The sequence below is a fragment of the Cupriavidus sp. FW306-1B-F12B genome (assembly GCF_058781795.1).
Window position 1 is genome coordinate 34,306 of record NZ_JBYSXC010000024.1, and the last position, 21,423, is coordinate 55,728.

The window sequence follows — 21,423 nt, forward strand, 5'->3', positions numbered from 1 at the left end:
CCGTTTTTCTTTGGTGCCCGGCCATGGTGCAGCCGGTCGCAGTGGCCCTTGCGCCCCTAGGGTCAATCCTGACTGTTTCTCCTCGTCTCATTTCGATATGATGAATTCATCGATAAATTATCGATGAAATACAAGCACGTCACATTCCGGCTTGCCTGCCTAAACTGGTAGCAAGTGCGCTACCGGGAATCTCATGAACTGCACCGTCCACCGACTCGCCGAGCAGGCGCTGCTGTACAGCGTGGCTCCCCCCGCCTCGCTGGAAGTCCAGCGCCGGATCTGGGCGATGGCTGCCCGGGCCGAGGACTGGCGCGGGGTGGTGGACGTGGTGCCGGGCATGAACAACCTGACCGTGATCTTCGACGGCAGCGCCGATGTGGACGCGCTGGAGCGCAACCTGAAGCTCGCCTGGGCCTCCGGCGAGGCGCGCAATGCCACCGGCAAGCTGGTGGAGATCCCGGTGCGCTACGGCGGTGAGCATGGCCCGGACCTGGGCGATGTGGCGGCCCATACCGGGCTGACGCCGCGGGAAGTGGTGCGCCGCCACGCTGCCGGCGAGTACGTCGTCTACTTCCTGGGCTTCCAGCCGGGATTTGCCTATATGGGCGGGCTGGCGCCGGAGCTGGCCACGCCGCGCCGGCGTGAGCCGCGGGTGGCGGTGCCGGCCGGGTCGGTCGGCATTGGCGGCGAGCAGACCGGGATCTATCCGGCGGTGCTGCCGGGCGGCTGGCAGCTGATCGGGCGCACCGATGCCGAGCTCTTCGTGGCGGACCGGGATCCGCCGTCCCTGTTTGCGCCCGGCGATACCGTGCGCTTTGTTGCCGAGGAAATCATCGCGTGATCGAAATCATTCGTCCCGGTGCGCTCGCCTCGGTGCAGGACCTGGGCCGTACCGGCTTTCGCCGTTTTGGCGTGGGCCGTTGCGGGGCCATGGACATGCTGGCGGTGGAGGTGGGCAACCGCCTGCTCGGCAATGCGCCGGGCTGTGCCGCCATTGAATTCACGCTGGGCCGCGCCGCGCTGCGCTTCCATGCCGATATGCGCGTGGCGCTGGCCGGTGCCGAATGCGGCGCCAACCTGGACGGCGTGCCGGTGTGGTCGTGGCATGCCTTTGACGTGCACAAGGGCGAGACGCTGACGCTGCCGTCGACGCGCGGCGGCACGCGCGTGTACCTGTGCGTGGCGGGCGGCATCGAGGTCGAGCCGGTGATGGGCTCGCGCAGCACCGACCTGAAGTCAGGCTTTGGCGGGCTGGGCGGGCGCGCGCTGCAGGAAGGCGACCGCCTGGCGGCGGGGCGCCCGGGGCTGGCGGCCGAGACCGACTGGATCGGCGTGCAGGCGCCGGCGTGGGCGCTGCCCGCCAGCATCGCGGGCAAGGCCACGCCGGTCCGGATGCTGCCGGGGCCTGAATATGAAGACTTCGACGCGGCCTCGCAGGCCGCGCTGTGGCAGGCCGACTGGACCGTCACGCCCAACAGCAACCGCATGGGGCTGCGCCTGAACGGGCCCGCGCTGGCGCGGCGCGCCGAGCGCAGCGCCGACCTGCTCTCGCATGGCGTGGTGCCGGGCGTGATGCAGGTGCCGCCGGGCGGCCAGCCGATCGCGCTGATGGCCGATGCGCAGACCACCGGCGGCTATCCCAAGATCGGCGTGGTGATCGGCGCGGACCTGTGGCGGCTGGCGCAGGTGCCGCTGGGTGCGCCGGTGCGTTTCGTGCAGGTGACGCTGGCGCAGGCAGAGGCGGCGCAGGCCGAGCTGGAGCGCTACCTGCGCCAGATCGACCAGGCGCTGCGGTGGCAGGGCGATGGCATGCCCATCGCCGCGCGGCGGCGCGCACGCACGCGCGTGGCGGCATAGGCGCGCACGCGCAACATCAATCGGGCGACGCAGTGCGCCGCACAGGAGAATGGCAATGCAGATCGATTTGAACGCTGACCTTGGCGAAGGCTGTGCCAACGACGAGGCGCTGCTGGCGCTGATCAGTTCGGCCAATATCGCATGCGGCTGGCACGCGGGCGACGCGGCCACCATGCTGCAGACGGTGAAGTGGGCGCTGGAGCGCGGCGTGGCGATCGGGGCGCACCCGAGCTACCCGGACCGCGAGAACTTCGGCCGCACCGAGATGCAGCGCGACCCGGAACACGTCTACGCCGACGTGCTGTACCAGATCGGCGCGCTCGACGCGATCGTGCGCGCGCAGGGCGGCGAGCTGCATCACGTCAAGCCGCATGGCGCGCTGTACAACCAGGCCGTGCGCGACCCCGCGCTGGCCCGCGCCATCGTGCGCGCGGTGCGCGACTTCGATGCCGACCTGGTGTTCTTCGGCCTGGCCGGCAGCCAGATGATCGATATCGCCAAAGAGGCCGGCCTGCGCGTCAAGCAGGAGGTCTTTGCCGACCGCGGCTACAACCCCGACGGCACGCTGGTCAAGCGCGGCACGCCGGGCGCGCTGCATGAGGACGAGGAAGTCGCCCTGAACCAGACCCTGACCATGGTGCGCGAGAAACGCGTGCGCGCCATCGACGGCACCTGGGTACCGATTCAAGCCGAAACCGTGTGTCTGCACGGCGACGGCGCCCACGCGCTGGCCTTTGCGCGGCGCATCCGGGAACGGCTGGGCGCGGAAGGCATCGCGGTCCGCGCCGGCGACTGAGCACTCCGTCTCAACCGCCAGCATCCACTGCGGCCGGCGCCGTCGTGCGCTGACACGGCTGCCGTCCGCTCGCCTCCGTCACATTCGTTTGGTGTCTCTTATGGAACAGGCAGTCAATCTCTGGCCCCTTGTCGGGGTCGGCGTCATCATCATCGGCTTCGTGCTGCGCTTCAATCCCATGCTGGTGGTGGTGCTCGCCGCGCTGGCCACGGGGCTGGCCGCGCCGATGCCGCTGATGCAGATCTTCTCGGCGATCGGCACCGCCTTCGTCAAGGCGCGCAACCTGCCGCTGATCATCCTGCTGCCGCTGGCCGTGATCGGCCTGCTGGAGCGGCACGGGCTGCGCGAGCATGCGCAGGCATGGATCGCGCGCATTGCCTCGGCCACGGTTGGCCGCCTGCTGATCGTCTACCTGGGCGTGCGCGAGCTGACCGCCGCGATCGGCCTGACCAGCCTGGGCGGGCACCCGCAGATGGTGCGCCCGCTGCTGGCGCCGATGGCCGAGGGTGCGGCCGAGAACCGCTTCGGCCACCTGCCCGAGCCGGTGCGCCAGCGCGTGCTGGCGTTCTGCGCCGCCACCGACAATGTCGGCCTGTTCTTTGGCGAGGACATCTTCGTGGCCTTCGGCGCGATCGCGCTGATGCATACCTTCCTGCTGTCGTCGAACATCGACGTGGAGCCGCTGCATATTGCCGTGTGGGGCATCCCCACGGCGATCTGCGCCTTCCTGATCCACGCCGTGCGCCTGAAGCGCCTGGACCGCTGGCTCGAGCGCGAACTGGGCGGCAAGGCCGCCGCGGCCGCCGTGCCTGCCAAGAGCGCGGAGTAAGGAGCCCGCCATGATCGTTTCCATCGAATATCTCTACTGGCTCGCCGGCCTGGTGCTGGCGATCACCGCGCTGATGACCTTCGCCGACCGCGAGCATCCGCGCCGCCTCAGCACCGGCCTGTTCTGGCTGCTGTACGCGATCGTGTTCCTGATTGGCGACCGGCTGCCGCCGGCCGCGGTCGGCATCGGCGCGGTGGTGATGGCGCTGATTGCGGGCTTCGGCGGCGTCGGCCACGGCAAGCACCACAGCCTGCCCGAGGAAGAACGCCGCGCCAGTGCGCGCCGCCTGGGCAACAAGCTGTTCATCCCGGCGCTGCTGATCCCGCTGGTGACGGTGATCGGCACCATGCTGTTCAAGGACGTCAAGATCGCCGGCCTGCCGCTGCTCGATCCCAAGAACGTGACCTTTGTCTCGCTGGGGATCGGCTGCCTGATCTCGCTGGCGGTGGTGTGCTGGCTCACGCGCGACACCGTGGCGCAGGGCCTGCGCGAGTCGCGCCGGCTGACCGAGTCGCTGGGCTGGGCGCTGGTGCTGCCGCAGATGCTGGCGATGCTGGGCCTGGTGTTCGCCGACGCGGGCGTGGGCAAGGCCGTGGCGCACCTGTCCACCGCCTATATCAACATGGACTACAAGCTGGTGGCGGTGGCGGTCTATTGCGTCGGCATGGCGCTGTTCACCGTGATCATGGGCAACGGCTTCGCGGCCTTCCCGGTGATGACCGGCGGCGTGGGCGTGCCGATCCTGGTCGGCATGTTCGGCGGCAACCCGGCGGTGATGGCGGCGATCGGCATGTTCTCGGGCTATTGCGGTACGCTGATGACGCCGATGGCGGCCAACTTCAATATCGTGCCGGCGGCGCTGCTGGAACTCGACGACAAGAACGCCGTGATCCGCGCGCAGGTGCCGACCGCGCTGGCGATCCTGGTGGCCAATATCGCGCTGCTGTACTTCCTGATGTAACCGCGGAGCCCTGCCATGCGTACTGTGCTGCTGACCGGCTTCGAGCCGTTCGAGAATGAACCGATCAATCCCTCATGGGAGGCCGTGCGCGTGCTCGACGGCGAGCGCGTGGGCGACGCGGTGATCGTGGCGCGGCAGCTGCCGTGCGTGTTCGGCGCGGCGATCGATACCATCGGCGAGCTGGTCGACGTGCTGGGGCCCGCGCTGGTGATTGCCGTGGGCCAGGCCGGCGGGCGCGCCGAAATGTCGGTGGAGCGCGTGGCGATCAATGTCGACGATGCGCGCATTGCCGACAACGCCGGCGCCCAGCCGATCGATACCGCCATCGTCGCGGGCGGCCCGGCCGCCTACTTTGCCACGCTGCCGATCAAGGCGATGGTGCGCGACATGCGCGCGGCGGGCGTGCCGGCCTCGGTGTCGCAGACCGCCGGCACCTTCGTCTGCAACCATGTCTTCTATGGGCTGATGCACCGGCTGGCGCAGCAGCCGGATGGCGACGTGCGCGGTGGCTTTATCCATATCCCCTACCTGCCCGAGCAGGCGGCGCGCCATCCGGGCCAGCCCAGCCTGGCGCAGGAAACGCTGGTGAAGGGATTGCGCGCGGCGGTGGCGGCGGCGCTGTCGACCCGCGCCGATGTGCGCGAGCAAGGCGGGCAACTGCATTAGTGCCTATTCCTGCGTACCGGCCGCGGCCGCCTCACGGCGCGCCGCGGCTTTTTTCATGGCATGGCGGCGCAGGCTGACCTGTTCGAAGCGCCAGGTCACATAGCAGAACGCCAGGAATGGCCACAGCCAGCCCAGCCATTGCGCCAGGCTGTTGAAGTGGATGAAGCGGCCCATGCGCCAGCCTTGCTCCGAGATCCACGCATAGGGGTTGGATGGCAGCACATTGGTCAGCACCACCAGCACGATCAGCGCCACCATTGCCAGCACCGCGCGCAGCCAGCGCGGCAGGTACAGCAGCAGCGCCAGCACCAGCGAGCTGGTCAGCAGGGCAAAGCGGCCGCCCTCGGACAGCCAGACAAAGGCGCTCTCGGACGGAAACTGCAGTTCGGCCGCGGTGGCCTTGAGCAGCAGCGCCGCGGCCAGCAGGCCGGCCAGGATGCGCAGCATCGGCGCGCTGCGGCGCATCGCGATCGAGGCGAACAGGCCGGTGCCGACCCAGCTGCTGGCGGTCACCAGCGATTCCAGCAACTGCTGGCTCTGCATGTCCTCGGGCCGCAGGCCGATATGGTCCTGCCAGGCCTCAAGCTGCGGGAACACCATCTGCAGCGCCTGCATCGGCCAGGACTCCGGGTCGGTCAGCCATTCGCGCACGATGCCGCCCATGCCGAACAGGTGTTCTTGCGGAAACACCTGCGCAAACGGCCACAGCAGCAGCAGGATGATGGCAAAGCTGGCGTGCGGCTCGAACCACGCATGGCGCAGGCGGGTCAGGCGCCCGTCGTCGATCAGGGCCCGGGTGAACGGCGCCACCACCGCGCCTCCCAGCAGCGCGCCCAGCGCATTGGTGATCAGGTCGATATTGGAAGAGATGCGGCTTGGCAGCCAGGTCTGGAAGGCCTCCATGCAGGCCGCCAGCAGCGTCCCGGCCACCAGCGCCACCAGCGTGGCGCGCCCGCCCGACATGCGCGGATGCAGCGACAGCACCACCAGCGCGCCGAACGGGAAGTACCCCAGCACATTGGTCAGCAGATCGAAGTCGGTGATGTAGCGCGGCTTGGGCGCGCTCAGGAAGGCAAACGGCGAAACGCCGTTGTCGACCCAGCCCGAGAACGGGTACAGGCTGGCGTACACGACCAGCAGCGTGAAGCAAATCAGCCCCACCCGGGCCAGCGGCGAGTGCTGCGGGCCGGAGGCTTCCGGCGTTGACTGAGCCGCCGGGGGCGGCGCGGAGGGCGGCGGGGGAGCCGGCTCCATGGCATTTCTCCTTGCGTGTCTACTTTAGCTGCAGCGTGCCGATCCAGTCGAGCAGCGCCGCGATCACCGCGTCGCTGGCCTCGGCCAGGGCCTTGACGCCGCCGGCGCCATCGGCGCTGGCAGCGGGCCGGCGTGCCTCGAAGGTCTGCTGGCCGAGCATGCCATGCTGGAACACCGTGGCGCGCAGCCGCACCACGCCTTCGCTGGTGGTGGCGCTGTCGAACACCTGGTCGAACTCGATCAGGTCCACCTTCAGCGCCGGCACGCTGCTGTCGCCGAACCAGCTCAGCGTGCCGCGCGCGGCCACGGCCTCGCGCAGCCGCTCGTCGAACAGGCGCGTGGGCGACATCACCCAGCGCTGCGTGGCGTAGGCCTGCAGGCGCTGCGCCTGCGCATACTGCAGCCGGTAGAAGAGGGCGTTGCCATCCAGCCAGTTGGGCCCGTCGGTCTGCGCCACGCGCAGTTTGGGCAGCCGCGCCGGCGCAGGGTTCCCGTTGCCGGGTGGGGTGGCGGCCGGCGGGCCGAGGTCGTAGGTGACGGTGGGGTCGTTGCCGCGCGTCAGCGCGCAGCCTGACAGCGCCAGCCCCGCGGCGGCCAGCAGCAGGGCGGCCTGGAGGCGGGAGCGCGCGGATCGGAGCAAGCGTGGCATCTCGGTCGCAGGGTTCACGGCGGTATCTCGCGGTTGGCGGTATCGGGTGAGGGGCGGCATGCGGGCCGCGCTACGGTGCGCTGAAGCCCGGCTCGCCCGGACCCGGCGCGGGCGCGGGCGCGCCGAACAGCACGCTGCTCGGGCTTTCGTTGAACTGGCCGGCGGCGCGCTCGAAGGTGCGCGCGGTCTGGCGCGCGTCGCGGGCCAGGCCATTGAGCTGCGGCAGGGTCTCTTCGCTGAAGGTGCCCGCCGCGGACTGCACCGACGAGGCCGCGCCCTGCAGGTCGCGCCCGACGCTGTCGACGGTGCGCATCACCGTGCCGTTGGGGTTGGCCAGCTCCTGCGTCAGGCGCCGGGTCGATTCCAGCGTGGCGTTCAGGTTCTCGGTCACCTTCGGCAGCCGGTTGGCGGCCGGGCCCAGCGAATCGGACAGCCGCGAGTAGTCCTCGGCGGTCTTGCGCACCGAGCGGATCGCGGCCATCAGTTCGGCGCGGTTGGCGCCCTGGAACATGTCGTTGAGCGAGGCCATCAGCGTTTCAGTCTGGGTTAGCAGCGAATCGCCGCGCTTTTCCAGCTCTTCGAAGAAGCCGGGGCGCATGGCGATGCGCGCCACCGCCTTGGGCGAGGTCGGCAGCGGCGGCGAGGCCGTGGCGCCGTCGTGCGTAGCGCTGTCGTCCAGCTGCACGTAGGCGATTCCGGTCACGCCCTGGAAGCCCAGCGTGCCATAGGTGGTGCGCGTGATCGGCGTGTCCTTGTTGACGTTGACGCGCACAATGATCTGGCCCGGCACCTGCGGGTCGAACTTGATCGACTCGACCTTGCCCACCGCAAGCCCGCGGTATTTCACATCGCCCTGCGGCTGCAGACCGTTGACGGTGGAGCGTGTGATCAGGTCATACGGCACGCGCACCGCGTGGTCGGTGCTGAACCAGAAGATCGCGAACAGCACCAGCACGGCCAGGCCGATGGTGAACACGCCGGCAAGGAATGCGTGTGACTTGTTTTCCATCATGCTTCTCCAGGGGGCGGCGCATCCGGCTGCGCGTGCAGCTGCAGCGCCTGCATGGCGCGCTGGGCGCGCTCGCCCAGGAAATACTCGCGGATGAAGGGGTGGTCCACCTTCACCACTTCAGGGATCGGCGCCGCGGCGATCACCTTGTGGTCGGCCAGCACCGCGACGCGGTCGGACAACGCCACCAGCGTGTCCAGGTCGTGCGTGATCATCACCACGGTCAGGCCCAGTTCGCGGCGCAGTTCGCGGATCAGCGCCACGTAGTCGTCCGAGGCCATCGGGTCCAGCCCGGCGGTGGGCTCGTCCAGGAACAGCAGCTCGGGCTCCAGCGCCAGCGCGCGCGCCAGCGCCACGCGCTTGATCATGCCGCCGGACAGGTCCGACGGCATCTTGTCGGCATCGCGCGCCGACAGGCCCACCAACTGCAGCTTGAGCAGCGCGGCCTGGCAGATCAGGTTGTCGGGCAGCGCGCGCAGCTCACGCAGCGGCAGCGCGATATTGTCGATCACCGACAGCGCCGAGAACAGTGCGCCGCGCTGGAACTGCAGCCCCCAGCGGTTGCGCAGCGCCTGCAGCTGCGCCGGGCGCAGCCGGGTCGGGTCCTCGCCGAACACCTTGATGCTGCCCGAGGTGGGCCGCTCCAGCCCCACGATCTGGCGCAGCAGCACGGTCTTGCCGCTGCCGGACCCGCCCACGATCGACAGCACCTCGTCGCGGTAGACGTCCAGGTTCACGTGGTCATGCACCATGGCCTTGCCGAAGCGCTTGACCAGGTTGCGCACCTCGATGACCGGGGTGCGGTCCTTTTGGACCTTCCCGTCCTGGGTGGCGGTAGCTGGCGCGGCGCTCACAGGCCCACGTCCTTGAACAGGACGGCGAAGACCGCGTCGGCCAGGATCACGATGGTGATCGCGGTCACCACCGAGGCGGTGGTGCCTTCGCCCAGGCTTTGCGTATTGGGCTTGATGCGCAGCCCGAAGTGGCATGCGGTCAGGGCGATCAGGATGCCGAACACCACGCCCTTGCCCAGGCCCAGCCACAGGTTGGCTACCGGCACCGCATCGGGCAGCTCGCGCAGGAAGAAGGTGGCACTGATGCCCAACTGCATGCGCGCGGCCAGCATGCCACCGGCCAGCGCCATCACGTCGGTCCACGCCACCAGCAGCGGCATGGCGATGGCCAGCGCGATCACGCGCGGCATGATCAGCCGGAAGCCGTGCGAGATGCCCATCACGCGCATCGCGTCGAGCTCCTCGGTCACGCGCATCACGCCGATCTGCGCGGTGATGGCCGAACCCGAGCGCCCCGCGATCAGGATCGCCGCCAGCACCGGGCCCAGCTCGCGGATCACCGCCATGCCCAGGATGTTGACGATAAAGGTGCTGGCGCCGAAGGTGCGCAGCTGGTTGGCCGACAGGTAGGACAGCACGATGCCGATCAGGAAGCCGACCAGCGCGGTGATGCCCAGCGCCTTGTAGCCCACGTTGTAGATATTGGCCGAGATCTCGCGCCATGGGCCGCGCTGCGGCACGCCCGCAAAGCGCAGCAGGTCGAAAGCGAGCTGGCCCAGCATGGTGATGCCGCTGCGCAGCTGCGCGCCGAACGACAGCACGTTGGCGCCGAACAGCGTGACCGGGTTGAAGCGGTCCACCATGTGCTTCTTCCAGCCCTCGTCGTGTACCGCGGCGATGCGCTCGAACACGCGGCGCTGGCCGTCGGTGGCATCCAGCTGCTGCGGCAGCTGGCCGTTCCAGGCCTGCCACAGCAGATGCGCGCCGATGTGGTCCAGCCGCTCCACGTCTGCCAGCGACCACTGCGCGCCGTCCTGCGCCTGCGCCAGCTCGCGCAGTTGCGCGCGCAGCTGCCGCGCCTGGCGGCAGCCGGCCAGGGCGAGCGCGGTCCAGTCGCCACGCAGCGCTACGCTGACGGTTCCGTCCCCGCGCGTGATATGGAAGTCTGGCGTCGTCTGGCGTTCCAAGGGCATGCGATGTGATGGCCGAGTCTCGATTCTAAGCCACCCGCCCCGCTGGCGCGACCGCGCCGTGCCGAGGCGGCGGCGCGGCTACAATGCGGCATCTGCCGCAGGCAGCCGGGCCGCACCCCGTCCCCGCCTGTGTTTTCTACGATCGCCATCGATCCCAACCCTTTGCCGCGCATGTCCGCCGTTCCTCCGACTCCATCCGACCCTTCCGCCCCATCCGGCGCCAACTGGCGCATCGATGCCGGCGCGCTGCGCGGCATGCTGTCGCCCGCGCTGAGCGACTGGACGCTGGAGCTGGTGGAGCAAACCGGCTCCACCAATGCCGACCTGACCGCGGCCTGCCGCCAGGCGCCGTGGACCGACGCCGCCAGGCTGCGCCTGGCTTACCGCCAGACCGCCGGGCGCGGGCGCCAGGGCCGGCCGTGGCAGGGGCAGGCAGGCATGACCTTCTCGGTGGCACTGCCGCTGGCGCTGGCGCCGGCGCAACTGAGCGGCCTGAGCCTGGCCGTGGGCCTGGCGCTGGCCGAGGCCCTGGGCGATGTCGATGCGCGACTCGGCGCACGGATCGGGCTGAAATGGCCCAACGACCTCCAGATCGATGGCCGCAAGCTGGCCGGCATCCTGATCGAGTCGGTGCCCGCCGGGCCGCAGCGGGTCTGGGCTGTGATCGGCATCGGCCTGAACCTGGTGCGCGACGCGCAGATGGAGGCGGCGCTGGGCCGCGAGCTGGCTGGCGTGGCCGAGGCCATGCCCGGCTTCGACGCGCAGCGCGATGCCCCGCGCCTGCTGGCCGCGCTGCTGGAACGGCTGGCGGCCATGCGCACCGCGTTCCTGGCGCACGGTTTCGGGCCGATGGCGCGGCGCTGGTCCGCGGCCGATGCCTACCGCGACCAGCCGGTGCGGCTGCTGCACGAGGGCAAGGTGATCGCCGAAGGCATGGCGCGCGGCGTCGACGAGGCTGGCCACCTGCTGCTGGAAACGCCGGCGGGGCTCGAGCGCATCGCCAGCGGCGAGCTGTCGCTGCGGCCCGCGCCGGGGCAGGGAGACAGCGCATGAGCGCGCCGCGTCTGCTGATCGATATCGGCAATACCCGCCTCAAGTGGGCCTGGTGCGAAGCTGGTGCGGCGCTGCCCGCCACCGGCGCGCTGCCCACGCCGTGGCAGCACGGCGGCGCGGTTACCCATGCCGACGCCGGCGCACTGCAGGCGCTGGCCGCTGACCTGCGCGCGCTGCGTGGCAGCGGGCCGATGCCGTCGGTGTGGATCAGCAACGTCGCCGGGCCGGTGATCGCGGCCGCCGTGGATGCCGCGCTGGCCGACGCCTTCGGGGCCTGTGCGCCGGTGCAATGGGTGCGCAGCGCCGCCGCGCACGGCAACCTGGCCAACGGCTACCGCGAGCCCACGCAACTGGGCGTGGATCGCTGGGTCGGCGCCATCGGCGCGCACCGCTGGCTGCCGCACGACACGCTGCTAGTGGTGACCGCGGGCACGGCCACCACGCTGGATATCGTCACGGCCGCGGCGGATGGCAGCGCGCGCTTCGAGGGCGGCCTGATCCTGCCCGGGCTGGCGCTGATGCTGGGCACGCTGGCACGCAACACCGCGCAGCTGCCGGCGCTGGACGTGGACGATGCCGGCACCGTGGCCGGCGCGCACCTGCGCTGGGCCGACAATACGCACGACGCCATTGCCGCGGGCTGCCAGGCCGCGCAGGCCGGCGCCATCGAACGCACCTGGCGCGCGCTGGGCGAGCGCGGGCCGGCGCGTCGTGCCGTGCGCTGCCTGCTGTCCGGCGGTGCCCGCGGCGCGCTGGCAGGCGCGCTCGCCGTGCCGTTCGAGATGCACGATAATCTGGTGCTGCTCGGCCTGCACGCGATGGCATCGTCCGGCGACTAGCCGCAGCGCAACTTCCCACACGCCTCAATCCGCCCCGACCCATGACCGCCCCAGGCCAGCCCGCCCGGCCACGCTCGCCACGCATCGTCCCGCTGTTGCTGCTGCTCGCCAATGCCGTGCTGCTGGGAGCGGTGCTGGGGGTGTTCGGCGCGAACCCGCTGGCCGGCTGGTTTGAAACCCCGCGTGAACCGCAGCGGCTGCAGCAGCAAGTTCGTGGGGAGCGGATGCGGGTGCAGGCGCCGGCGTCGGCACCGGCGGCGGGTGCCGCACCGCGCAGCGCGCTGCCGTCGGCCACGCTGGCGGCAGCCTGCATCGAGATCGGTGGCTTCAGCGCCCAGGCGGCGCGCCGTGCCACTGAAGACCTGGCCGCCGCCGCGCTGCGCGTGGAAGCGTTCGCGCGGCAGGAACAGGTGCGCTGGTGGGTCCATCTGCCCGCGCAGCCCACGCGCGAGCATGCCGAGCGCAAGCTGGCCGAACTGCGCCGGCGTAATGTGACCGAGTACTCGCTCGTGACCGCCGGCACGCCCGAGACCGCCACCTATACGGTGTCGCTGGGACTCTTCCGCGAGCGCGAGCGTGCCGAGCAGTATCTCGATACCCTGCGCGGCCACGGCGTGCGTACCGCCATGCTGACCGAGGCCGCGCGGCCGCTCACGCGGCAGTGGCTGCGCGTGCGCGATGCCGACCACGCGGCGCGTGCCCGGCTCGAGGCCATGCGCCAGCGCTACGGCGCCGAGGACGTGCTGGCCTGCTCCTGAGCGCCCTGGGCTGCCTTAGCTGCCCTGGCGCACCCTGGTCAGCAGCTTGGTGGTCGAGCGGTCGTGCAGGAAGGGGATGGCGTAGGCCTGGCCGCCCCAGCTGCGCACCAGCCGGGTTTCTTCCAGCGTGTCGATATCGTAGTCGCCGCCCTTGACGTAGATGTCGGGGCGCACCAGGCGGATCAGCTCCACCGGGGTCTGCTCGCGGAACATCGCCACCAGGTCGACCGATTCCAGCGCGGCCAGCAGCGCCATGCGGTCCGATTCATGGTTCAGCGGGCGGTCGTCGCCCTTGCCCAGCATCTTTACGGAAGCATCGCTGTTGACGCCGACCACCAGGCTTGCGCCCAGTGCGCGCGCCTGTGCCAGGTAGGTGGCATGGCCGCGGTGCAGGATGTCGAAGACGCCATTGGTGAACACCAGCGGGCGCGGCAAGGCGGCGATGCGCGCGGCCAGCGCGGCGGGGGTGTCGGGCAGGGTCAGCTTGGATTCGAAAGCGGGTACGGACATGGGGTCGGCATCGGAAAGTGGAGGCCGGCCCCTGGTCGGAGCCGGCGTGCTTGCCCGAGATGGTACCCCTTCTTGGGGTCCCCGCCGGCGGCGGGGTCCTGGTTACCCCGTCACGCACAGCCTCATGGCCGCGTCGTTGGCGACATCCCTGGCTGCCGGATCGGAGACCGGCCGGGCCTGCTGCACCGGCGCGGTGGCAATGCCGCGCAAGGTGCCCTGCAGCGCCTGCCGCACGGCGTCGATATGCGCGGCCTGCGCGTTGCCGCCCCAAGTGCCGCGATGCCACCGGGTAAATGGCGCTGCGGAGAATTGCCAGCTGCGGCTGGCGCTAATTCCGATGCGAGGCATTACACCGCGAATTAAATGAATTCGTAATGCTGGATTTACATCGAATTGATGGCCAGGGTAATTGAAGCGTGATTTAAATATTCTATTTCCGGATATAAATCTATTCGATAAGCGGGCGCCAGGGATGGGTTTGCCGCCGCCGCGCGAGAGCGCGGCAGTGCGCGGGACGGGAATGGAGCAATGTAGTAACCGGCTACTACCTGCGTGGCAGCTGGCTCGTTTATCATGCCAGGCGCTTGAATTTCCAGGACAAGGAAATCAGCATTGCGGAATACCCGCCACAGCCGGACCAGGTCCGGTGCGCCGCGGCGGGTCGCATTTGTCGGGAATGCGTCAAGGCAAAAGAAGGGAAAAGAAAAGCCCCGCTTCGGCGGGGCTTTTTTTCGTGCCGTCGGACTGGCCGCTCAGGCTTGCGCCGGCTGGGCTCCGCCCGTGCCTTGCAGGCTGGCGTTCAGTTCCTTGCGGTAGCGGTTCAGGTCCTGCACGGTTTCGAAGGTGCGTTCGAACAGCAGCGACATGTTGTGCAGGATCCGTTCGATGACCTTCTTCTCCCAGCCTTCGTCAAAGCGGATCTGCTCGTCCAGCCAGTGCTCGAGCCAGTCCGGGTCCGGCAGGCGCGACTGCACCGTGTCGTTGGGGAACAGCGCCTTGTTGACGTGCAGGTTGGTCGGATGCAGCGGCTTCTCGGTGCGGCGGGCCGAGGCCATCAGCACGCCGATCTTGGCAAAGGCGGCGCGCGCGCTGTCGCCGAACTGCGCCAGGTACTTCTTCATGTAGCGCAGGTAGGCGCCGCCATGGCGGGCTTCATCCTGCGACAGGGTGCGGTAGATATGCTTGATCACCGGTTCCGTGTGCCATTCGGCGGCGCGGCGGTACCAGTGGTTCAGGCGGATCTCGCCGCAGAAATGCAGCATCAGGGTTTCCAGCGGCGGAGCCGGGTCGAACTCGAAGCGCACCGCGTGCAGTTCTTCCTCGGTCGGCACCAGGTCCGGGCGGAAGCGGCGCAGGTACTCCATCAGCACCAGCGAGTGCTTCTGTTCCTCGAAGAACCAGATGCTCATGAACGCCGAAAAATCAGAATCGTGGCGGTTGTCGCGCAGGAACATCTCGGTCGCGGGCAAGGCGGACCATTCCGTGATCGCGTTCATGCGAATGGTCTTGGCCTGGTCGTCCGTCAGCATGCTGGCGTCAAAGGAGTCCCAGGGGATGTCCTTGTCCATGTGCCAGCGGACGGCTTCCAACGATTTGAACAGTTCGGGGTAGAGCATGGTAAGCCTTTGAAATTACGGGCAGATTCTACCAGATGCGAATTATTCTCTTCTCCTTTTTTAGTCCGGATCGGGGCAAATGCAACGCTTTTTGACGCGGTTTGGCGCAGCGGGCTGCATATTGCGGGCGATCAGCGGAGCGCCGAGGGGCCAATGTGCCAGCCGCGGCGCCTGGCAGGACCCCATGTGCGGGCGGGTGCTCAGGGCGAAAGCGCGCGTTCGTCCACCGGCAGCGCGGCCGGTGGCGTGCCCGGGACGACGCCGAACAGGAACGCCGCCAGTTCGTCCGCCTGGGCCTCGGCATCGCGCTCGCCCAGTGCCATCAGGGCCTGGGTGAAGGCGGGTTCGAACAGCAGGTAGCTGGCGAAGGCGGCGCCGCGCGCCTCGGTGCCGCCCAGTGGCGCCAGCAGCGCGCGCACCGTGCGCGGCAGCTGCTTCTGGTGCTCGGCGGCAATGGCTTCGATCGGCTCGCTGGGGGAGATCGTCATCACCTGCACCGGGCGCCAGCCCTCGCGGTCGCCGGCCAGCTCCGGCATGCGCGCCAGCAGGCGGTTGATATGCAGCAGCCGTTCCAGGTCGGCGTTGAGGCCGTCCAGGAAGATGCTGGCCAGCGCCTGTCCGCCCACCTGCGCCAGCGACGGGTAGCCGCCGGCCGGCATGGTGTCGTACCAGCCCGAGCGCTGGCGCGAGGCTGCGCCGATCGCCAGCACGCGCGACGCGCCCAGGTGGATCGCCGGCGACAGCGGCGACATCTGCCGCATGGTGCCGTCGCCGAACCACTCATGGTGGCCGTCCAGCTCCAGCGGCATCGCCGGGAACAGGAACGGGATCGAAGCGGATGCCAGCAGGTGGTCCACCGTGATCTGCGCCGGGATCGCAATGCGCTGGCTGCGGTGCCACGGATGGATGCGGTGGTGCGACTGGTAGAAGGTCACGTGGCGCCCGGTGCTGTAGGACAGCGCAGTGACCGCGAAGGCCTGCAGCGCACCGCTGTCCAGGCTGGCCTGCACGCGCTCGGGCTCGAACAGCTCGCCCAGCATGCTGCCCAGCGGGGTGTTGTCGAACAGGGCGCGGGGCGCGCGCCGCTGCGTGGCCCAGCCCAGCGCCAGCGTCGACAGCCAGCGCGCACCCGACATGCCCACGCGCAGCACGTCGGTGCGGTAGACGTCGTCGGCATGGATGCTGTGCCACAGCGCCGCCAGGCTCTGCGTGGCGGCCTGGAAGTCCCCCGCCTGGATCGCCAGCCCGGCGCCGTTGATCGCCCCTGCCGAGGTTCCGGCGATGATGCCGAAGGGCATCGCGCCATGGCCCTTGCCGTGCCGCGCGGCAATGCGCGCCAGCCCGCTCAGCACGCCAGCCTGGTAGGCGGCGCGCGCGCCGCCGCCCATCATGATCAGCGCGGTGGCGGCGGGGTTGGGTCCGGATTGCAGCGCGCGGTGGGGGGGCGGGAAGGACTCGCGGTGCATTGCGTTGGTGTGGACGATTTGTCGGGTATCTGGCGGTCAGGCTGCGCTGCTGCCGTTGGCGCCGTTGCTGCCCCCGTTCTTGCCATTGTCATCGCCGTTGCCCGCGTCCTTGGCCGGCTTTGCCTTGGCCGCCTTCTTGGCCGGCGCCTTCTTTACCGGCGCTTTCCTGGCGGCAGGCTTGCCCGTGCCGGCGGAGGCGGCCTTGCCAGGCGCGTCCGTCTTCGGCTTTGCAGCCGCCGCTTGCGCTGCGGCGTCGGGGCCGGCTGCGGCGCCGAAGCCGCCCACGCCGCCCATGCCGAACGGGGCGATGCTGGCCGCGGCGGCGCTGCTGGCGATCTGGTTGAACTGCTGTTGCAGCAGGTCCCACCACAGTGCGGCATTGGGCGGCAAGGTGGAATCGGTGTCGCTTGCCGCAGCTTGCGGGTGCTCGGCGGCAGGCGGCTCCGGTTGCGCACCGCTGCCGGCATCCGCGCCGGCGGCGCGCTCCGGCGCAGCGGCGCTGGGCGTGTTGGCCGCGCGCGCGACGTTTTCCATGGCGGACTGCATGGCCTCGGGCGACAGCGCGTTGCCGAAGGTCTGCAGCGCCACCAGCGTGGCGCGCTGCACTTCCAGGCCCTGGATGGTGGTGCGCAGCAGGTTGGTGTTCAGTTGCAGCCAGCTCTCCACCGCCTTCAGGTCGGCAATGCGCTTGTCGAGGTCGTCGAGGTCCATCGGCGGCGTCATTGCCTGCAGGCCGGGCATCATGCCGGCGGGCATGCCGCTGCCGCTGCCCCACAGCCGGCGCATGAAGTCGAAGCCGTTGGTGAAATCGGGAATCTGTCCGAACATGGTCGAGCGCTCCGTGTGCGGCGCAGCCCCGGGATTGGCCAGGAGGGCCCGTCGGGCCGGCGGCTGCGTCGTCGTTACCTGAACTGTGGCGGCCGCTTCTGGCGCAGGCTCGCCACGCCTTCGTGCACGTCGGGGCCGGCAAAGCCCATGAATTCAAGCGCCAGCGAGGTATCGAAGGCGGGGCCGGCCATGCGCAGCCAGTTGTTGAGGGCGTACTTGGTCCAGCGGATCGCGGTCTGCGACCCGGCCGCCAGCCGGTTGGCCACCTCGAACGCGCGCGCCACCAGTTCGTCCTCTTCCACCGCCAGCGAGACCAGGCCGATCCGCTCGGCTTCCTCGCCGCTGACCGACTCGCACAGCATCAGATAGTACTTGGCCTTGGCCATTCCGCACAGCAGCGGCCACACGATCGCGGCATGGTCACCCGCGGCCACGCCCAGCCGGGTATGGCCGTCGACGATGCGCGCGCTCCTGGCCGCGATCGAGATATCGGCCAGCAGGCCCGCCACCAGCCCGGCGCCGACAGCGGGACCGTGCATGGCGGAGACCACCGGCTTGTCGCAGTTGATGACGTTGTAGACCAGGTCGCGCGCCTCGTGCCAGACGCGGGTGCGGGTCTCGAAGTCGTTGGCCATGTCCTCCACCAGCGCCAGGTCGCCGCCGGCGGAGAAGCCCTTGCCCTCGCCGCGGATCAGCGCCACGCGCACCTCGGGGTCGGCGGATACGTCGCGCCAGATCTCGGCCAGCTCGCGGTGCATGCTGGCGTCCGCCGTGGCCAGCTTCTGGTTGGCCGACTGGGCCGCGCCCATGATGATTTCGAGGATGGGGCCGTGGCGGCGCAGCGTCAGTGCGCGATAGCGCTCGTAGCGGGGGGAGAGGGGGGTGGAGTCAGCGGTGGGGGTAGTCATTGGGGGCCTGAGAGGAAGGGGTTAGCGGCGCGCCGCATGCATCGTTATTTGCCAACCGATCGGTCGGTTAATTATATGCACATCCGGCTCGCCACCGCACCCCGCGGCCCCAACGTGCGTCAGGCCGCTGCCACCAACTGGTCGATCGCGCCGAATACCGAATGGCCCTGTGCGTCGAACATCTCGATCTTGACCGCGTCGCCGAACTTCATGAACTCGGTCGCGGGCTCGCCCTCATCGATGGTTTCCAGCATGCGCTTCTCGGCAATGCAGCAGTAGCCCTTCTTGCGGTCGACGTTGGAGATCGTGCCCGAGCCCACGATGCTGCCGGCGCGCACATTGCGCGTCTTGCAGATATGCGCGATCAGCTGGCCGAAGTCGAACACCATGTCGGTGCCGCAGTCGGGCTGGCCCACCTTCTTGCTGTTCCAGTGCACGGTCATCGGCAGGTGCACCTTGCGCTCGCGCCAGGCCTCGCCGAGTTCGTCGGGGGTCACCGCCACCGGCGAGAACGCCGTGGCCGGCTTGCTCTGGAAGAAGCCGAAGCCCTTGCCCAGTTCGGCCGGAATCAGGTTGCGCAGCGAGACATCGTTGGCCAGCATCACCAGCCGGATGGCTTCGCCGGCCTGCTCGGGCGTGGCGCCCATCCTCACGTCGCCGGTGATCACGGCCACCTCGGCCTCGAAGTCGATGCCAAACGCCTCGCTGGCGCAGACGATATCGTCCTGCGGCCCGACGAAGTCGTCCGAGCCCCCCTGGTACATCAGCGGGTCGGTCCAGAACTCGGGCGGCATTTCGGCGCCGCGCGCCTTGCGCACCAGTTCAACGTGGTTGACGTAGGCCGAGCCGTCGGCCCACTGGTAGGCGCGCGGCAGCGGCGCCATGCAGTCCCTGGGGACGAACGCGAAGGGGTGGCGTGCGCGGCCGGCGTTGAGCGCGTCGTACAGGTCCTGCAGCTGGGGCGCGTAGAAATTCCAGTCGTCCAGCACGGTCTGCAGCTTGCCGGCGATGTCGGTGGCGTAGTGGGCTTGCTTCAGGTCGCGCGACACGACCACCAGCTGGCCGTCGCGCGAACCGTCCTTCAGGGTTGCGAGTTTCATGGGTGCGATGGGGTAGGGATCAGGGGCGCCTGCATCGCAGGCGCGGCGGCCGCTAGTCTACCGTGGCGCGCCCGCGCGCCAGTCAGTCGACGGTGATGCCCTTGGCCTTGATCAGCTTGCCCCAGCGCTCGCCCTCGGCGCGCGCGTAGCTGGCGAATTCCTCGGGCGTGCTGTAGACCGCCTCCACGCCCACGCCTTCCAGCTTCTTCTGCACCTCCGGCGTCTTCAGCGCCTTGACCAGTTCGGCGTTCAGGCGCGTGACCACGGCCTTGGGCGTGCCGGCCGGCGCCACCATGCCTTGCCAGGCGTAGGCCTCGAAGCCGGCCACGCCGCCCTCGGCCACGGTCGGCACGCTGGGCAGCACGGCAAGGCGCTTGGGCGTGGCCACGCCGAGCGCGCGCAGCTTGCCCGCCTGCACATTCTGCTGGCCCGAGGCCAGGTCCAGGAACATCAGGTCGACCTGGCCCGCGAGCAGGTCCTGCACCGCCGGCGCCGCGCCCTTGTAGGGCACGTGCGTCATCTTGACCCGGGTCTGGTCCATGAACAGTTCCATTGCCAGGTGGTGCGGGCTGCCCGCGCCAGGCGAGCCGAAATTGACCTTGCCCGGGTTCTTCTGCGCGTACTCGACCACTTCCTTGAGCGTGCGCGCCGGGAAATTGGGATTGGCCACCAGCACCAGCGGGAAGCGCGCAAGCTGGCCGATGTAGACGAAGTCCTTGTCCGGGTTGTACGGCAGCTTCTTGTACAGCGACGGATTGGCGGCCAGCGTGGCGGTGTCGGCGGTGAGCACGGTGTAGCCGTCGGGCTTGGCATGCGCCACGGCATCGGCGCCGACAATCGTCGCCGCGCCCGGGCGGTTGTCGATCACCACCTGCTTGCCCAGCCCCGGGGTAATGGCCTGGGCCACGGTGCGCGCCACCACGTCGGTGCCGCCGCCAGCGGGATAGGGCACGACCCAGCGGATCGGCTGCGACGGCCAGTCATCGGCGCGCGCGGGGGCGCTGCCGGTGAACAGGGCGGCAAACAGGGTACCGGCCGTCAATGCGGCGAGGGCGGGGCGGAAGTGGCCAAGGGGGCGCATCGGTTGTCTCCGTGTTAAAAAGGGCCCGGTTCGGGCGGGCTTGCACGAGAGGCATGCCGCCGGCCAGGTCTGTTGCGAAGAAAGTCTACCGATGGCTTAAAAATTGGTAAATCGATTTCGCTATAGTAAATTTACCTACGAATTTCCCCGGCCCCTGGGGATAGCCAACCATCCGCCGCATGTCAGAGATCGAAGAAGAAGACACCAAGCTGCGTTCCGGCATCCAGTCCATCGAGGTGGGCTTCAGGCTGCTGCAGGCGCTGGCGGTGTCGCCGCGCGCGATGATGCTGCGCGACCTGGCAGCCGCCGCCGACATGAACCCGGCCAAGGCCCATCGCTATCTGGTCAGCTTCATGCGGCTGGGCGCGGTGGCGCAGGACCCCGTCAGCGGGCGCTATGACCTGGGCCCGTTCGCGCTGCAGCTGGGCCTGGCCGGGCTGAACCGTCTCGATCCGGTCAAGAAGGCGCGCCCGATCCTGTCGCAGCTGCGCGACGAACTGGACCTGACCGCCGGCATTGCCGTGTGGGGCAACCACGGTCCCACCGTGGTGCACTGGGAGGAATCCAGCCATCCCGTCACCGTCAGCCTGCGCCTGGGCGATGTGATGCCGATGCTGAACTCCGCCACCGGGCGCCTGTATGGCGCCTACCTGCCGCGCAAGCAGACCCTGCCGCTGATCGAACGCGAGCTGGGCGCTCGCGGCAATGACGGCTTGCCCGACATGCCGCGCTCGCTGGCCGAATACGACGCGATCTGCGCCGAGGTGCGCGCGCATGGCGCGGCGCGCACGCTCGGCGGCGTGCTGCCGGGTATCAATGCGTTCTCGATGCCGGTGTTCAACGCCAACGGCCACCTGGCCATGGGGCTGATCGTGCTGGGCGCGCAGAGCATATTCGATGCAGAATGGGGCGGTACGATGGATCGTCGCATCCGCGACATCGCCCAACAGCTCTCATCGGAACTTGGCTACCTTGGTGCAGCCACCCCGGCCGGAGAAACCGGCCAATCCTGATCCCCTCGCCCGGCCCGGCGCGGATCCCCGCGTCTGGCGCCGGCGGCGCTGGATCATCGTGATCGCCCTGGTGCTGCTGGTCCACGTGCTGGCCGTGGTGGGCTTCGTGCGCATGCCGGGGCCGCTGATCCCGGTGGATGTCAGCAACACGCCCACGCTGGAAGCGGTGCTGCTGCCGCCGCCCAGGCCGCCAGCCCCACCCGCGCCGCGGCCGGTGCCGCGCCCGCGCCTGCAGCCCAGGGC

The 21,423-nt window shown here is 69.4% G+C and carries 23 protein-coding genes and 1 pseudogene; 11 read left to right on the top strand and 13 right to left on the bottom strand.

What is annotated here, in order from left to right:
- Positions 1 to 193 precede the first annotated feature (193 nt).
- From pxpB to pcp, 6 genes are all read left to right on the top strand, one after another.
- Entirely contained in the window at positions 194 to 841 is a 648-nt protein-coding gene (gene pxpB, locus AC3WLE_RS29025; RefSeq protein ID WP_010811490.1) for a 5-oxoprolinase subunit PxpB, read from the top strand.
- Positions 838 to 1,857, top strand: a complete 1,020-nt coding sequence (locus AC3WLE_RS29030) for a 5-oxoprolinase subunit C family protein (protein WP_492320791.1) — start codon at positions 838 to 840, stop codon at positions 1,855 to 1,857. The genes pxpB and AC3WLE_RS29030 overlap by 4 nt, the downstream gene beginning before the upstream one ends.
- A 55-nt stretch (positions 1,858 to 1,912) precedes the next feature.
- Positions 1,913 to 2,653: a 5-oxoprolinase subunit PxpA gene (gene pxpA, locus AC3WLE_RS29035; protein ID WP_492320790.1), complete on the top strand. Its 741-nt coding sequence runs from the start codon at positions 1,913 to 1,915 to the stop codon at positions 2,651 to 2,653.
- Between the two features lie 100 nt (positions 2,654 to 2,753).
- The gene (locus tag AC3WLE_RS29040; RefSeq protein WP_492320789.1) at positions 2,754 to 3,482 is read left to right on the top strand and encodes a DUF969 domain-containing protein; all 729 of its coding nucleotides are present in this window, start codon (positions 2,754 to 2,756) and stop codon (positions 3,480 to 3,482) included.
- Between the two features lie 10 nt (positions 3,483 to 3,492).
- The gene (locus tag AC3WLE_RS29045) at positions 3,493 to 4,443 is read left to right on the top strand and encodes a DUF979 domain-containing protein (RefSeq protein ID WP_492320788.1); all 951 of its coding nucleotides are present in this window, start codon (positions 3,493 to 3,495) and stop codon (positions 4,441 to 4,443) included.
- Positions 4,444 to 4,458: 15 nt separating this feature from the next.
- Entirely contained in the window at positions 4,459 to 5,109 is a 651-nt protein-coding gene (pcp, locus tag AC3WLE_RS29050) for a pyroglutamyl-peptidase I (protein WP_492353298.1), read from the top strand.
- Positions 5,110 to 5,112: 3 nt separating this feature from the next.
- Here pcp and AC3WLE_RS29055 read toward each other — a convergent pair whose 3' ends face one another.
- The 5 genes from AC3WLE_RS29055 to AC3WLE_RS29075 form a co-directional block, all read right to left on the bottom strand.
- Positions 5,113 to 6,363, bottom strand: coding sequence for a VanZ family protein (locus AC3WLE_RS29055; RefSeq protein WP_492320786.1), 1,251 nt, complete (start codon positions 6,361 to 6,363; stop codon positions 5,113 to 5,115).
- Between the two features lie 19 nt (positions 6,364 to 6,382).
- Positions 6,383 to 7,012: an ABC-type transport auxiliary lipoprotein family protein gene (locus AC3WLE_RS29060; RefSeq protein WP_492320785.1), complete on the bottom strand. Its 630-nt coding sequence runs from the start codon at positions 7,010 to 7,012 to the stop codon at positions 6,383 to 6,385.
- A 70-nt stretch (positions 7,013 to 7,082) separates the two neighbouring features.
- Complete coding sequence (locus AC3WLE_RS29065; protein ID WP_492320784.1) at positions 7,083 to 8,024, bottom strand: MlaD family protein; 942 nt, start codon at positions 8,022 to 8,024, stop codon at positions 7,083 to 7,085.
- Complete coding sequence (locus tag AC3WLE_RS29070) at positions 8,021 to 8,875, bottom strand: ABC transporter ATP-binding protein (protein ID WP_492353297.1); 855 nt, start codon at positions 8,873 to 8,875, stop codon at positions 8,021 to 8,023. Before AC3WLE_RS29070 ends, AC3WLE_RS29065 begins: the two co-directional genes overlap by 4 nt.
- Positions 8,872 to 10,008, bottom strand: coding sequence for an MlaE family ABC transporter permease (locus AC3WLE_RS29075; protein ID WP_492357220.1), 1,137 nt, complete (start codon positions 10,006 to 10,008; stop codon positions 8,872 to 8,874). The genes AC3WLE_RS29070 and AC3WLE_RS29075 overlap by 4 nt, the downstream gene beginning before the upstream one ends.
- A 171-nt stretch (positions 10,009 to 10,179) precedes the next feature.
- Between AC3WLE_RS29075 and AC3WLE_RS29080 the strand changes: the two genes are divergently transcribed.
- From AC3WLE_RS29080 to AC3WLE_RS29090, 3 genes are read left to right on the top strand one after another with little or no spacing between them, the layout of a single operon-like run.
- A complete protein-coding gene (locus AC3WLE_RS29080) occupies positions 10,180 to 11,061 on the top strand; it encodes a biotin--[acetyl-CoA-carboxylase] ligase (protein WP_492357221.1) in 882 nt (293 codons plus the stop codon).
- Positions 11,058 to 11,900, top strand: a complete 843-nt coding sequence (locus tag AC3WLE_RS29085) for a type III pantothenate kinase (protein ID WP_492353295.1) — start codon at positions 11,058 to 11,060, stop codon at positions 11,898 to 11,900. Before AC3WLE_RS29080 ends, AC3WLE_RS29085 begins: the two co-directional genes overlap by 4 nt.
- A gap of 41 nt (positions 11,901 to 11,941) precedes the next feature.
- Entirely contained in the window at positions 11,942 to 12,658 is a 717-nt protein-coding gene (locus AC3WLE_RS29090; RefSeq protein WP_492320779.1) for an SPOR domain-containing protein, read from the top strand.
- A gap of 15 nt (positions 12,659 to 12,673) precedes the next feature.
- Here AC3WLE_RS29090 and rfaE2 read toward each other — a convergent pair whose 3' ends face one another.
- The 8 genes from rfaE2 to AC3WLE_RS29130 form a co-directional block, all read right to left on the bottom strand.
- Positions 12,674 to 13,168 (bottom strand): D-glycero-beta-D-manno-heptose 1-phosphate adenylyltransferase, encoded by a 495-nt coding sequence (gene rfaE2 / locus AC3WLE_RS29095; RefSeq protein ID WP_010811504.1) that lies wholly within the window; start codon positions 13,166 to 13,168, stop codon positions 12,674 to 12,676.
- A gap of 102 nt (positions 13,169 to 13,270) precedes the next feature.
- Positions 13,271 to 13,516 carry a hypothetical protein gene (locus AC3WLE_RS29100; protein WP_492320778.1) on the bottom strand — a complete coding sequence of 82 codons (246 nt, stop codon included), beginning with the start codon at positions 13,514 to 13,516 and terminating at the stop codon, positions 13,271 to 13,273.
- 404 nt (positions 13,517 to 13,920) lie between these two features.
- Positions 13,921 to 14,784 (bottom strand): ferritin family protein, encoded by an 864-nt coding sequence (locus tag AC3WLE_RS29105; RefSeq protein ID WP_340525810.1) that lies wholly within the window; start codon positions 14,782 to 14,784, stop codon positions 13,921 to 13,923.
- A 200-nt stretch (positions 14,785 to 14,984) separates the two neighbouring features.
- Complete coding sequence (locus AC3WLE_RS29110) at positions 14,985 to 16,250, bottom strand: patatin-like phospholipase family protein (protein WP_492320777.1); 1,266 nt, start codon at positions 16,248 to 16,250, stop codon at positions 14,985 to 14,987.
- Between the two features lie 36 nt (positions 16,251 to 16,286).
- Entirely contained in the window at positions 16,287 to 17,078 is a 792-nt protein-coding gene (gene phaM, locus AC3WLE_RS29115; protein WP_492320776.1) for a polyhydroxybutyrate granule multifunctional regulator PhaM, read from the bottom strand.
- 74 nt (positions 17,079 to 17,152) lie between these two features.
- A complete protein-coding gene (locus tag AC3WLE_RS29120) occupies positions 17,153 to 17,986 on the bottom strand; it encodes an enoyl-CoA hydratase/isomerase family protein (RefSeq protein WP_492320775.1) in 834 nt (277 codons plus the stop codon).
- A gap of 119 nt (positions 17,987 to 18,105) precedes the next feature.
- Positions 18,106 to 19,086 (bottom strand): fumarylacetoacetate hydrolase family protein, encoded by a 981-nt coding sequence (locus tag AC3WLE_RS29125; RefSeq protein WP_492320774.1) that lies wholly within the window; start codon positions 19,084 to 19,086, stop codon positions 18,106 to 18,108.
- 82 nt (positions 19,087 to 19,168) lie between these two features.
- A complete protein-coding gene (locus tag AC3WLE_RS29130; protein ID WP_492320773.1) occupies positions 19,169 to 20,167 on the bottom strand; it encodes a Bug family tripartite tricarboxylate transporter substrate binding protein in 999 nt (332 codons plus the stop codon).
- 179 nt (positions 20,168 to 20,346) lie between these two features.
- On the opposite strand from AC3WLE_RS29130, the gene AC3WLE_RS29135 reads away from it, so the two are divergent.
- Both AC3WLE_RS29135 and AC3WLE_RS29140 read left to right on the top strand, forming a co-directional pair.
- Positions 20,347 to 21,180: an IclR family transcriptional regulator gene (locus AC3WLE_RS29135; protein ID WP_492320772.1), complete on the top strand. Its 834-nt coding sequence runs from the start codon at positions 20,347 to 20,349 to the stop codon at positions 21,178 to 21,180.
- A 52-nt stretch (positions 21,181 to 21,232) separates the two neighbouring features.
- Positions 21,233 to 21,423 (top strand): annotated as a pseudogene (locus tag AC3WLE_RS29140) (DUF3108 domain-containing protein); the annotation flags it as partial.